14 protein-coding genes are annotated in these 13,116 nt (G+C 44.9%); 9 read left to right on the plus strand and 5 right to left on the minus strand.

Going from position 1 to position 13,116, the window contains the following annotated elements:
* The first annotated feature begins 198 nt into the window (after positions 1 to 198).
* The 3 genes from F7R24_RS08790 (at position 199) to F7R24_RS08800 (ending at position 2,074) form a co-directional block, all read left to right on the plus strand.
* Positions 199 to 729: a YqhA family protein gene (locus tag F7R24_RS08790; protein ID WP_151670876.1), complete on the plus strand. Its 531-nt coding sequence runs from the start codon at positions 199 to 201 to the stop codon at positions 727 to 729.
* 74 nt (positions 730 to 803) lie between these two features.
* Positions 804 to 1,121, plus strand: a complete 318-nt coding sequence (locus F7R24_RS08795) for a DUF7352 domain-containing protein (RefSeq protein WP_151670877.1) — start codon at positions 804 to 806, stop codon at positions 1,119 to 1,121.
* Positions 1,122 to 1,180: 59 nt separating this feature from the next.
* Positions 1,181 to 2,074, plus strand: a complete 894-nt coding sequence (locus F7R24_RS08800) for a LysR substrate-binding domain-containing protein (protein ID WP_151670878.1) — start codon at positions 1,181 to 1,183, stop codon at positions 2,072 to 2,074.
* A 20-nt stretch (positions 2,075 to 2,094) separates the two neighbouring features.
* On the opposite strand, the gene F7R24_RS08805 is transcribed toward F7R24_RS08800, so the two are convergent.
* Genes F7R24_RS08805 through F7R24_RS08815 form a run of 3 tightly spaced genes read right to left on the minus strand, consistent with a single transcriptional unit; the run spans position 2,095 to position 6,768 of the window.
* Positions 2,095 to 3,393, minus strand: a complete 1,299-nt coding sequence (locus tag F7R24_RS08805; protein ID WP_151670879.1) for a DUF1302 family protein — start codon at positions 3,391 to 3,393, stop codon at positions 2,095 to 2,097.
* Positions 3,393 to 4,199 (minus strand): outer membrane lipoprotein-sorting protein, encoded by an 807-nt coding sequence (locus tag F7R24_RS08810; RefSeq protein ID WP_151670880.1) that lies wholly within the window; start codon positions 4,197 to 4,199, stop codon positions 3,393 to 3,395. The genes F7R24_RS08805 and F7R24_RS08810 overlap by 1 nt, the downstream gene beginning before the upstream one ends.
* Position 4,200: 1 nt before the next feature.
* Positions 4,201 to 6,768: an efflux RND transporter permease subunit gene (locus tag F7R24_RS08815; RefSeq protein ID WP_151670881.1), complete on the minus strand. Its 2,568-nt coding sequence runs from the start codon at positions 6,766 to 6,768 to the stop codon at positions 4,201 to 4,203.
* Between the two features lie 163 nt (positions 6,769 to 6,931).
* Between F7R24_RS08815 and F7R24_RS08820 the strand changes: the two genes are divergently transcribed.
* Entirely contained in the window at positions 6,932 to 8,410 is a 1,479-nt protein-coding gene (locus tag F7R24_RS08820) for a helicase HerA-like domain-containing protein (RefSeq protein ID WP_151670882.1), read from the plus strand.
* A gap of 2 nt (positions 8,411 to 8,412) precedes the next feature.
* Here the strand turns inward: F7R24_RS08820 and F7R24_RS08825 are convergent, their stop codons facing one another.
* Positions 8,413 to 9,654 (minus strand): YihY family inner membrane protein, encoded by a 1,242-nt coding sequence (locus F7R24_RS08825; RefSeq protein WP_151670883.1) that lies wholly within the window; start codon positions 9,652 to 9,654, stop codon positions 8,413 to 8,415.
* An 86-nt stretch (positions 9,655 to 9,740) separates the two neighbouring features.
* Here F7R24_RS08825 and arsC point away from each other — a divergent pair, with 86 nt between their 5' ends.
* The 4 genes from arsC to F7R24_RS08845 are packed head-to-tail and all read left to right on the plus strand — an operon-like array spanning position 9,741 to position 12,045.
* Entirely contained in the window at positions 9,741 to 10,091 is a 351-nt protein-coding gene (gene arsC, locus F7R24_RS08830; RefSeq protein ID WP_151670884.1) for an arsenate reductase (glutaredoxin), read from the plus strand.
* The gene (wrbA, locus tag F7R24_RS08835; protein ID WP_151670885.1) at positions 10,091 to 10,696 is read left to right on the plus strand and encodes an NAD(P)H:quinone oxidoreductase; all 606 of its coding nucleotides are present in this window, start codon (positions 10,091 to 10,093) and stop codon (positions 10,694 to 10,696) included. The genes arsC and wrbA overlap by 1 nt, the downstream gene beginning before the upstream one ends.
* Entirely contained in the window at positions 10,693 to 11,061 is a 369-nt protein-coding gene (locus F7R24_RS08840) for a DUF2069 domain-containing protein (protein WP_151670886.1), read from the plus strand. The genes wrbA and F7R24_RS08840 overlap by 4 nt, the downstream gene beginning before the upstream one ends.
* Positions 11,062 to 12,045, plus strand: a complete 984-nt coding sequence (locus F7R24_RS08845; protein WP_151670887.1) for a nucleoid-associated protein — start codon at positions 11,062 to 11,064, stop codon at positions 12,043 to 12,045. It begins immediately after the preceding gene.
* On the opposite strand, the gene mtgA is transcribed toward F7R24_RS08845, so the two are convergent.
* Complete coding sequence (gene mtgA / locus F7R24_RS08850) at positions 12,020 to 12,766, minus strand: monofunctional biosynthetic peptidoglycan transglycosylase (RefSeq protein WP_151670888.1); 747 nt, start codon at positions 12,764 to 12,766, stop codon at positions 12,020 to 12,022. The two genes, F7R24_RS08845 and mtgA, sit on opposite strands and share 26 nt — an antisense overlap.
* 104 nt (positions 12,767 to 12,870) lie before the next feature.
* Between mtgA and F7R24_RS14665 the strand changes: the two genes are divergently transcribed.
* A complete protein-coding gene (locus F7R24_RS14665; RefSeq protein ID WP_206057509.1) occupies positions 12,871 to 13,068 on the plus strand; it encodes a cation transporter in 198 nt (65 codons plus the stop codon).
* Positions 13,069 to 13,116 lie beyond the last annotated feature (48 nt).

The following is a 13,116-nucleotide window of genomic DNA, read 5'->3' on the forward strand; positions in this document are numbered from 1 at the left end:
ATATCTGTTTAACACTAGCAGATTGAATTAAAAAAACACTGAGGCTAATCAAAAAACCAAGACTTAGAACCACTATTTATACTAAATTGTTTAGACTCATGAGCGAAAACATCTTATTAAAATCTTGGTAAACTCTTGGTAAAAATCTCTAAAAAATTATGCTTTATCATATAAATCATGAATGACTGGAAAAATATAATGGAAAAAATTCTTAATTCAAGTCGTTTCTTAGTGTTATTTATCGTTATCATCTGTTCTATTTCGGCACTTTTACTGTATTTATCCAGCATGAATGTAATCTTTAATATCGTACTTGAAGTGTTAGAACGCGTTCCCAGCAGTGCGGATAGTGGCAAAAGACTTGCTGTTAAACTGCTCAAAATCCTTGACACCTTGCTGATTGCGGTGACTTTCCAAATAATCGCTGTCGGTCTTTATCGCTTATTCATTTCATCGTCCGAGACCAGTGGTTCGGGATTATTATCAGCTTTGAAAATCAATGACTTTCATGACCTGAAAATCACCCTGATTCAAGTGGCGATGGTCATTATGGTGGTACTGTTTCTAGAACAGGCTGTCGAAGTTGGCGCCACTATCGAGACACTTTATATGGGGATCGCCATCTCGTTAGTCATCTTCAGTGGCGTCTTTGCCGCGAAAAGTATGGGACACAGATCCGACTCGGCACAAAAGGCAATTGACAGATTCATCGAAAAAAACGATCTATAAATATCAACTATCCTGTTTTACCGATATGAAACCAGTGCTATAACTAAGTTGTAACCCATCACTGGAGGTGTACCATGAAAACAATTAGACAAGTATCACTGGATTCTCACAAAGTTGTGAATGAGTTGATCCTAAAAGAAGGCTACAGAATCGTCAAAACCGAGTTCAGCTTCAATCAGTCAATTGTTGCTTGGATAGAAGAGCCACTGCGTGCCGACCTACCCACTGAACACTGTTTTTTGAAAGTGGTTGAAAACAGTCAACCGGTACCTTTGGTGTATGAATATGTGAGTTCTGCTTTCAATCCGTTTGATTCAAAAGCAGTACATTTGTTCCGAGTTCCTGAAAGTGTTGCTAGATCTGAACCTACTCGACTCTCGGCGGTTGCTTAACTATGCTTAAGTGACACATAAAAGAAAATCTGATCAGAAGCCACATTAAGGAGGAGCTTTTGGACAAAAGGATTAACTACAAACATCTGCATTACTTCAGGACTATTGCCAGGGAAGGCTCCATCGCTGCTGCTAGTGAAATTCTCAAGCTCGCTCCGCAAACACTCAGTGGACAACTTTCTCAACTAGAATCTGATTTCGGTCGCTTACTCTTTAAACGCGAAGGTCGAAAACTCAAGCTAACCCCTTTTGGTCAGCAGGTGTTTGATTACACCGATGCAATGTTCTCTATCGCTGACGAATTATCTTACTTTTTAAATACCGACCAACTGATTGAACGTCATATTTTTAGGGTCGGTGTATCCTCATCCATCCACAAACTGATCGTTTACAACCTACTTCAACCTGCGTACAACAAAACTCCACAACTGCATTTAATCTGCAAAACTGGTGAAACCGAGCGCCAGCTTAATGAGCTACGCACACACAAGCTCGATCTATTAATTACGGATCGCCTGAAAGTCATTGATGATGTCACAGCTTTCCAAATTAAAGAGGTTTTAAGTTCGGGTATCAGTTTGTTTGCGGCGCCTAGTATTGCAAAAAAGTTACGAGAAAAAGGGTTACCCGAGAGCTTACAAGATGCCGTTTTGTTGGCGAATGCACGTAATGCGGTTTACTTTGAACGCTTAATCGCTTGGTTAGCTAAGCGCAATATTCATATGCGTATCGGTGCAGAAATAGATGACAGTGCGTTGATTAAGATTTTCGGCTCTCATGGCATGGGCGTTTTTGCCGCCCCCACCATGATCGCTGATGAAGTGTGCCGTCAGTATCAAGTCGAATTATTACTCGAAATTGATTCTGTTCAGGACAAAATCTATGCCCTATATAATGAGATGTCTAACGCCTCTCCTTGGATTGAAGAGATCTGTAACACCCAGTTTAATTAGTCTTTTGCCTTTACCCTCTTTCAGTAAGAGTAGCGCAGTCGAACATAGAGGTTAGAAGCATCTTCAAACTGTCCAAAAAAAGTATGAGGTTTATTACCTCCAAAGATATTTCCACCGACCGTTAATGCCCATGCATCATCCATTCGATAGTTTACAGAAGGACGGATGAAGTAATCCTCATCACTGGGCGACCAATAGGTAAACAGAGATAGGGTTAAGTTATCCTGACGCAATCGCTGCGTTAAACGTAGCGTGAACAAGTGACGATATTCATCAGGCAAATAACGTCCGTTTGGCAGGGGCCAGGATGATTCTAATGCAGCATAATCCTGCGTCCACTCAAGGTAGTACTGCACCGCTGCGTTAAAATTCGGTAATAGCTCACGATCATAGCCAACTAAAAAGCGTAACTGATCATTAGGAATGGCAGGGTTATCACCACGAGAATCACTGCCTTCATACCATGCGATCTCTGCATTGGCGATACCGCCCGCTAAAGGCGCTCGAATACTGGCGCCATAGGCATCCAGTCTTGGAAAGAAAGCCTCTCCCCTCGCATCCATCCCGACAGGTTGAGTCCAGTAGCCGCGATAGGCATAAAAAGCCCATTCAGTAGCCTCATGTGTGCCATATAAACGCGCAGCCCACTGACTTTCCCTACCCCAGCGATCTCGAGTTACAGGACGAATACGTCCATCGGGTGCTGCCATTTGCTCACCGGTCATGGGTGAAAAATAACTGAAGCGATCCCCTTTGATATAGCGATCAGAGGTGAATTCTGGCGTCCAAACTAGATCAAGGTTAGCCACATCGGTAAAATAACTTACCCTTGCACTGGTGGATGGTGCTTTTAAATACTCATCTTCCCGACCAGAAAAGTAAGACTGCCAATCTTTCGCAAACAGGTCATTGAGAAACAGCATATCGCCTGTTCCCCATGTCAATACTTGTTGACCCAAGCGCACATCAACATTATCGCCCACACGAAAATCCAACAGAGCTTCGCGAAGATCGATGCGCTGCTTATCTTCAACACCATCGGCATAAAGATCGGTTTTTACACTCCAGCGTGTTTCACCAACGAAGTCACTCAGTTCAAAGCGTGCTCGCCCTTCTCCCAAGGTCATATCACGCCCCAATAGAGGATCTCGATACAATCGACCACCGGCTCCCAGTTCATAAAAACCGTGTAAATTAAGGCTTGAGCTATCGGATTCATCTCCCCACGGATCATCCCAGTCATCCGCTGACAGCGGTGCTGCAAGCAGGGTCAGCGGTAAACTTAAACAGATAGCAACAGAAAGGTTGTTTAACTTCATTACTGAGGTCTCCGCAGCCATTCCCGAGGTTGACGGCGCAATGAACGCTCGCTAAAGACATCTGCTGGGATACCCATATTGTAGGAAACAAAGCCAAATTCCATCACCGTATGTCCACCACTTCGAAGATCCGATACTTGACTGCGGATCACCGTTGGAAGTCCTTGAATATTCTGAACCTCAAGCGCTTCAACGGTTCGATACACCTGACCCGACGCATCGGCATACTCTATTTTGCTAGGCAGAAAATTCGCTTTATCTATGATGACTCGATAGCTGGAGAAATCAGCAGTAGAACTGTCTTTAGGCTCACTCTCGATAATATAGTGAGCGTCTGTCGTTCCCACTAAGCGATGTTCATCTTCTGTTGGTTGGCGACCTGACACATCTTCATAAAAGAAATGCGAACCCACAAAGCTGGTTCGCTTATCTCCGGCTGAAATTCGACGAACTAAGTCTAAACTGGGCAAATATAACCAGCGATCATCATCACGGGTAATATTTTTAGTCACCATAAATACCGTATCTCGAACATCTGCAGGACGGCTAAAGGCAACGTAAAAATGCTGACGGCCACCGGGTTCTTCATTTAAACGAAGGATAGTGAACTGTCGCTGCTGTTCACGTCCTTGACCATCGGTAATAGTCATGCGCACTTCGCTGCGACCATCATTACCTTGGTAATAACTGGCTAGATTTGCTCGCTCAACAATGTCATTCACATCCGTCAAATCAGCAGCAATCACGGATAAACTCATACAGGCTGACAGTGTTGCAGCTGCCATTTTACGAAGTAAGGATTTCATATTACGCCTCCTGTTTGCCGCCAAATAGGCGGTCTTTATTTTTAATCTGCTCAATCACTGCAGGCAGAATAATAATGGTGACGATGGCTGATACCGCCATAATGGTCGCCAAGAAGAAACCAACGGTGATGTAAGGCACTAATGGCGCTAAAAGTAAGGGGGTAAAACCAATGGCAATGACGATGGCATTACGACTGATTGCTCTTGAAGGGCCTTTATAAACCTCTTCAATGGTCTTAGGCCAACTGCCCGTTTCTCGATATATGGCTCGGGTACGCTCTAAAAAGTGAATAGCAAAGTCGACGGATAACCCAAGGGTGAGTGCCGACAGCACTGCAATTGGCATATCGTAGTCTTTGCCTATCCAGCCAATCAGTCCATAGATAAACAGAATGGTGATACTCAGCGGTAGCATCGCCAATAATCCGATTTTGATGGAGCGGAACAACACAACCATCATGATCAACACCATAACAAAGGCGCCCATCAAGCTATTCAGCATGCCATTCACCATCTGCTCTTGCCACACCACATTGATGTAAGACATACCCGCCCAGTGTGCGCTAACACCTTCTGGTAATGGGTTTTCAAGCATAAAGGCTTCCACCTGATCCATGACTCGTGTCACATCTTGGTTATCACCACTGCTGAGTTGCAACCAAAGTAAACTGGATAGGTAGTCTGGCGTGACCATTTTCCACAGATTTTCAGGTCGGTGTGACGACTGGAAGCTCAAAAGGGTTTGCGCAGTTCCGCGTGCCGAATCGGGAATACGGAACATCGCCTCATCACCACCATTCAGTTCACGGAATACGGTTTTAACAAGTGTTGGCAAACCATTAATCTTACCAATATCATCACTCTGCTCCAGTGTCTGTATCAGAGTATCTATATAGGCCAAGATTTCTGGATTTAAGAAGTATTTTACCTCAACCTGAATACGTTCAACCTGCTCAAGCAAGGCCAACCAAAGCGTTTCATTATCCAGATCCATATAGGAAGCTTGATCTAAGAGTGCGCCTAATTCACTGGTAAATCGATCAAAATCAGCATGTTCAGCTTCCGATAACATCTCTGCCAGCATCTGCTGCTGTTCTGGTGTTGCTTGCATTTCCTCAGTCACGCGCATCATCTCTGTTTGCAGCAATTGATGGGCAGGCATCGGTAGTTCTTTTTCAAGCACTAAGAATGCATCGTAGGTTCCAGAAAAGTGACTGTTCATCACTCGGTCTGCAACACGCAACTGATGATCAGACTTAAACCAACGCACCGGATTGTCATTGATCTGAATCTGACTAACGCCCCAGGCACTGACTAAAATCACCACCATGAAGATCGCTAAAATTGGTTTAGCGGCTTTAATCGAAAAGCTTCCTAAGAAAGACAATGTACGCCCCAATAGCGAGTTGTCATCCTCTTTCAATGAATGATCTTTTAATTGAGCTAAACGCTTATCAGACAGGCTCATGATGTAGGCAGGTACAAATACAATCGTCAACAAGAACGCCAACATAATGCCAAACGCCACGTGCAGACCAAAAATTTGTACGGGAGGGATGGGGGTAAACGCTAGCGACGCAAAACCTATTGAAGAGGTAATCGAGGTAAATAGCATTGGAGTAAAGAGATGACTTAACACCTCTTTTAACACTTCACGCGGTTTTTCACCCGGCTTATAGCGATCTGAAAACTCAGATAATATATGTACTGAATCCACGACCGCGATCGGCATTAAGAAGATCGGAATCATCGAGCTCATGATATGAACGGTATAACCCTGACCAATCAACAGCCCCATGGTGATGATCACTGCTCCCATGGCAACAATCATCGGAGCGGTGATCAATAGGAAGCTGCGGAAAAACACCCACATCAAGATAAAAATCATTAAGCCTGCCAGCGGAGCCGAGATGGCCATCTGGATAAACATCTCAACGCCAAAAGTATCTTCAGCGATAGGTAACCCTGCCATGTAAAAGGCATCTTGACTGTTCAAAGCATCGATAATCGTCTGAATTTCTCCTGAAAGACGGTAGCTTTCAGATTTATGCGTGATAGGGACATAGATCCCCGCAGCCTGATGATCACCCGATACAAGGGTATTTTGTAGCATCGGTAAGCGCTCAACAGCGTCGCGAATCGCATCCGCTTCTTGTTGATTTGCAGGCGGCTGATCCATCAACCAGTTAAAACGGATCGCACCTAAGCCTTCCTGGGTAATATCGTCCACTAGGTTTAACGCCATTTGATCCTGACGTATCACCCCATCCAACGACAGAATAGATTCCGATAGCTGATGTAAAGTCGCTAATGATTCAGGATTATAGATACCTGATGGATGGGTATCATTAACAATCCCCACCACAATCATGTCATGCATGCCAAACCGCTCTTTAATGGCTTCGTGATAGACACGGTCCGGCTGATCGTGTGGCAGCATATTCTCTGGATCGGTATCGACCTGAATCGATGGAATTTGCACAGCTGCAATGATGGTTATGATCAAAAACAGCGCAAAGACCCATTTAGGACGATTGATGGCAAAGGATACTAATCGGTCACGAAGCATAGACTTACCTCACGTTAGCGTTAGACGAATAATGGTATTATATATTAGTATTTTCTAATATCAATATTATATTCGTATTTTCTAATTTTAATAGACTCACTTCGCCTGACCACAAAAATGCCTTACACTTTGAACGATATTCCTAAACAAGGCAGGATTGGTTATGCAACATGGACTCTTAATCGGTGGTGGTACAACGCAAGTTCACCTAAACCCTCGTTACGCCAACCGCCATGGCTTAATCGCAGGAGCCACTGGAACGGGAAAAACCGTGACGCTTCAAGTTCTCGCAGAGGCTTTCTCCAGCATTGGTGTACCGGTTTTTATGGCCGACGTAAAAGGTGATCTTTCAGGCCTGTGCACTGCTGCAAAACCTCATCCAAAGATTGATGAGCGTATCGAAAAAATAGGCATCGATGACTATCAATCCGAAGCCTTTCCCGTTGCGTTTTGGGATCTATTTGGTGAACAAGGAATTCCTGTCAGAACTAGCATTTCAGAGATGGGCCCTCAACTCTTAGCAAGCTTGATGGACCTTAATGAAACTCAAGAAAGTATTTTAACGCTGGCTTTCCAATATGCCGATGATGAAGGCTTGTTGCTGGTTGACCTGAACGATCTTCGTACAACCCTGCAATACATTGCCGATCATGGTAAAGAACTAGGCAGTCAGTTAAACGTATCCAAAGCATCAGTGAATGCCATTCTGCGTCGACTATTAATGATTGAACGTGAAGGTGGTCATCACTTTTTTGGTGAACCCGCTCTCGATTTAAAAGACTTCAGACGCACAGATCGCAGTGGTCGCGGCATTATCAACATTCTCTGTGCCGATAAACTGATGCATTCGCCACGTATCTATTCGACCTTTTTATTGTGGATGCTCTCTGATCTATTTCAAAGCCTGCCCGAACTCGGTGATCCGGAACAACCTGAACTGGTGTTCTTTTTTGATGAAGCCCATCTGCTGTTTAACTCAGCTCCAAAAGTGTTAGTGAACAAAATTGAACAGCTGGTTCGCTTGATTCGCTCCAAAGGTGTAGGAGTCTATTTTATTACTCAAAGTCCTGCCGACCTTCCCGACTCTGTGTTAGCCCAGCTGGGCAATCGTATTCAACATGCGCTGCGGGCCTATACACCAAACGAGCGCAAAGCAGTCAATGTGGCTGCGCAGTCTTTCCGCACCAACCCTGCAATCAATACCGTTGAAGCGATATCTAATCTAGGCATTGGTGAAGCCCTAGTATCCGTTCTCAGTGATGGCGGTATCCCGACCCCGGTAGAACGAGTCCTAATCAGCCCGCCTCGTTCACGTATTGGACCCTCTGACGATGATCATAAAACCGCTCAGCTAAACGCCGACCCTCTATTACGCCGTTATAAAGAGTCTTATGATCCTCATTCTGCTCATGAAGAAATTGAAGCACGACTTCGTAACGCGGAAGACCTGAAGCGCCAAGAAGCGTTAAAAGCTCAAGAAGCAAAAGAAGCTCAAGCTGCTAAGTCTAATCAACGTCCGGCTGCTCGAGGACGCACCAGAGAAACGGCCAGTGAAGCGATGATGAAAAGCCTTGCTCGAAGCATTGGCAGCGGTGTGGGCCGACGCCTGATCCGAGGCGTACTGGGTTCCTTAATGAAATAAGGTTAAGGGTGATCTGTGACTGGCTCAGTGTGCGAGAATAACTGAGCCAGTTCCATCTGCAACAGCTCTTTCTTAGCATCATCCAAGCCCTGTAAACGGCTATTTAATAAGACTTCCCAAGCCTCTGCTTGTTTGAGTGTTTCAGCTTCAGGTATGGGCCAAGGCAACATTGACACAAGATCATGCACTGACAAACCATGTAAATCCCGAGAAAGTAGATACCCTCCTTCTGTCGTACGGCGTATTACATTAGCCTGCATCAATAACTGCATGTATTGATCCCAGCGTTCTTGGTTAAGGCAAGGCGTACGCTGCAATATTTCTGTCGCCGTGAGCGGTTGACCTTGTTGCTGTACCAACCATAACTGTCTAAGTAGATGCAGAATAACGAGCAGATGCGGTCTAGAAATAGATTTGCTGGCAGGCTGATAGATCGTCAATGCACGACTTAATTCTGCTCCCATCAAGATGATAATCCAGCTAATAAAGATCCAAGCCAGGAACATAGGAAATGCTGCAAAGGCACCGTAAATCAATTCGTAAGAGGGGAACTGAGTAACAAAAAAAGCAAAACCTCGTTTGGCTAACTCAAACATAATGGCAGCAAAGAAACCACCAGCTAAAGCCTTAAGAATTGGCACCGAACAATTAGGCACTGCAGTATAAAGCAACATAAAAGCAATCGTGGAAAACAGCACAGGTAGCATATTAATGACACGAGCAGGCCCAACGAAGTCCGTCGCACTGGTATAAACGGGTAAGGCAGCTATGTAAGAGGTTACCACAAAACCAATACCCACTAACAAAGGGCCTAAACTCAGTACAGCCCAGTAAAGCAAAAAACTAGACACGCCTTTTCGAGGCTGATCAACTCGCCAAATTCTGTTTAACGCCGCTTCAATATTCTTCATCATCATGATGGATGTCACCACGAGGAAGACAACCCCAACTACCGTTAAGCGCCGTGCTTGAGCAGTAAAATCACTTAAATATTCATACACCACTTCACCCGTTGCCGGCACGAAATTTTCCAACACCCACTGCTGCACCGCGTCACCCGCTCCTTGGAAAGCGGGTACAGCAGCTAGCATAGAATAGGAGACTGTCACTAAGGGCACGACAGCAAACAACGTGGTATAAGTCAGCGCTGACGCATTCAAAATACCTTGATTATCAAAAAACTGACGAATCAAGTCTCTACAAAAACGCACCACACCTAGGGTACTTATTATTGTAATCTTCACGAAATCCTCTCGTTCAGTTGGACAGGGTTAACCGGACATATACAATAGAGCGCCGGCAAAAACAAACCGAGAGCGAATAGAATCATATGCCCACTACTCTGATATATCACAATCCACGTTGTTCCAAGTCACGTCAAGCACTGCAACTTCTTCAAGATAACGGTATCACACCGGAAATTAAAGAATATCTTAAAAATCCGCCTAGCGTAGAAGAACTAAAACAACTCATCGATTTATTAGAGATCAAACCAAGGGACTTATTACGTACCAAAGAAAACGAATTCAAAGAAGCAGGATTGGATAATCTAGCCTTAGATGACACGGCAGTGATCGAAGCCATGATTCGCTTCCCTAAATTAATTGAGCGGCCTATTGTCATTCATGATGGCAAAGCGCGTATCGGCAGACCGCCTGAGCAAGTGTTGGAGTTGCTTTAATGCAAACACCCTATTTACTGGTTCTTTATTACAGTCGTCACGGCGCAACCGCGCAACTCGCCAGACATATTGCGCGAGGTGCTGAAGCGGCTGGCATTGAAGCTAGACTCAGAACCGTTCCACCTGTTTCGGCTGATTGTGAAGCGACCGCAGCTAGCATACCTGATGCTGGAGCGCCCTACTGCACACTGGATGACTTAAGGCATTGTTCAGGCCTTGCACTGGGAAGCCCGACACGCTTTGGGAATATGGCTGCACCATTAAAATACTTTCTGGATAACACCAGTGAAATTTGGCTCTCTGGCGCCTTAATCGACAAACCGGCAGGTGTATTTACCTCCAGTGCAAGCTTGCACGGTGGTCAAGAAACCACACTAATGAGCATGATGATCCCTTTACTTCATCACGGCATGGTGATCGCTGGTATCCCCTACTCGGAGACATCATTGAATAAAACTCAAAGTGGTGGAACGCCCTACGGTGCAAGTCATGTATCCGGTGGCCAAGGACAAAACAAAATCGCGACAGATGAAATAAACCTATGCAAAGCACAGGGTAAACGTTTAGGTGAATTAGCCTTGAAACTTGTTCGGAGAACAGCATGACCTTAGCAAAAAAAGTTAGCATCAGTCATCAGGTATCAAAAATCAGCTACTTTGCATTACTGATTTTATTAACCCTCTGGTATCTGGTCATCGCCCCGGCCCAAACCGATCATCCATGGGTCATCTGGCTGATTCACTTTTTACCGCTGGTAGCCTTTATTCGTATTGTTATTCGCGGAGATGCCCGAGGCCATGCGTGGCTATGTTTTGTTCTACTGCTTTATTTCATCGGAGCAGTGTTCGCAACCATGATGCCGCCTACGCGCTGGTTGGGTTTAGCTGAAGCCATCTTACTCTGCGTCCTATTTACTAATGCAATGATGTTTGCACGCTGGAAAAGTCAACTTGATCGGGGACTTAGCTAAATGCCAGTCACTCAATTTAGTATTCAACGTATTGAAAAAGTCGACACACAGCAAGCAAGCCAAGTTACGTTAGCGGAACAACCACACGATATTGAACATCATTCACACTCGATTATCAGCGAGTTTAAGCGCATTCAAGGCAGCCGTGCCGGTCGTCAATACGGTACGTTTAGTCCAGAACATCCTGGGTTTCGGGCATTGTTGATACAATGGCGGGAAGAACAAATACCCTTTGTTCGCTTTGCTCAACAAGTCACTCGTCAACTAGGATTGCAACTAGACCAGCATGAAGAGCTATTTCAAGGCTATCTTTGCTTCATCGCAGAGCACTTGGAACGAGGGGATCGTCTGTTCATTTTTCATGTTCGCCAAACTGCCGCGTTAACTCTGAACTCAGAGATTGAACTGTTAGAAACAGATTATATTGAATTTAGTGAAACTGGCTTTGGAGTGGCCATCGATTTGCAAAGCCTGTCTGAAGATGCCGACAAATACATCACCCTAAGCTTTGGTCGTGGTGATCGCGGCATTAAGCCGGTGGTCTGTGAGTGGCTGGGCTATATGGATACCGTCGATAAAAAGGCGGAAACTGAACACTTTTTAGCGTTAGTGGATACCTATTGTAACGACCTACCCTCTGAAGAAAGCCAACCCTTACGTGAAAAAGTGATCGACTACTGTATGGATCAGGACAAAGCTGGTGAAGCTGTGGTGTTTTCTGCCTTATCGGATCATGTCGATGCCGGTCTAGAGCGCTACGTTAGACAACATCAAGAAACACCACGTGAGGAACTCATTCCTGACCGCAAGCAGTTACGCAACTACCTGCGCTTTACCGGAAAAAATAATGATGTTTCGATCAGTTTTGCCAGTAGCAGCTTAGGCAAAGAAGTCGAGTTCGACCCGAATCAAGAAGTGTTAATGATTCGTAACTTACCAAAAACTCTACTAAGACAGCTTAAGAAACTGCATGACGAGAGTTAACAGGATGAAGTGGCATAGCTGACAAACGACGCAGGTATGCTTCCCCTCCTAAATTACGCATCTGCCTAAGTATAAACGCCTGACGAGAGCGCATATATTGACTGGGTCGAGTGACATCCATGCGAGCCGGTGATGGTAACACCACCGCTAGCATGGCAGCTTCTTCACGGGTAATTTGACTAACAGGCTTATTCAGCAGATATTGACTGGCCGCTCCGACACCATATTCTTGTCGACCAAATTGGGCAATGTTTAGATAGATTTCTAAGATGCGCTCTTTCGACCAAAATAGCTCGACTAAAACAGCCAACCCCCATTCAATGACTTTTCTAAACGTGCTGCGACCGCCCCATAAAAACAGATTCTTTACAACTTGTTGAGTAATGGTACTGCCACCACCGGAAGCTCGCCCGCTGCGATAAGCGTCAATCGCTGCCTGAGTCGCAGCCCAATCAATGCCATGATGATCAGGGAACTTTTGGTCTTCCGAAGCAATCACAGCTAGTTGAATAGCTGCAGGAATGTCGGATAAAGGCACCCAATGGTGTCGGGCGAACTCAAGATCTGCATCGAAAAGAGCGCGAACATTGTGCTGAAGCATAAACGACGTTGTTGGTGGGTTAATCCAGCTTAGAGACCAGACCAGCAAAAGAAATAAAACGCACATCAGCAGAAGCGTTAAAAATAGCCGTTTAATCCATCGTTTAAGCGTCTTTATCATCAAGTATTCTCTTATATAACCAAGCTAGTGCTTTTAAAAACATGGATATACACTAAACTACACCTTATAACACACATCTCTATACTTACTTATCTGGAGCTATCATGGCAACTATTTCTCTAAAACTTGATGGTCTAACCTGCGGCGGTTGTGTCAAGGCGGTTAAGACGGCTCTTGAACAACTTGAAGGGATTGAATCACTTGAAGTGACTCAAGAATCCGCACAGGTCAGCGGCGATGTCACGCCTGAGCTATTAATCGAAACCATCGAAAACGCAGGATTTGAAGCGGCTGCAATCTAATGTCATTTTTATTGGCACTCTCAATTTCTTTTTTCAAGAGGTAAAAAC

The sequence above is a fragment of the Nitrincola schmidtii genome, from assembly GCF_008973715.1.
Lineage (GTDB): Bacteria > Pseudomonadota > Gammaproteobacteria > Pseudomonadales > Balneatricaceae > Nitrincola > Nitrincola schmidtii.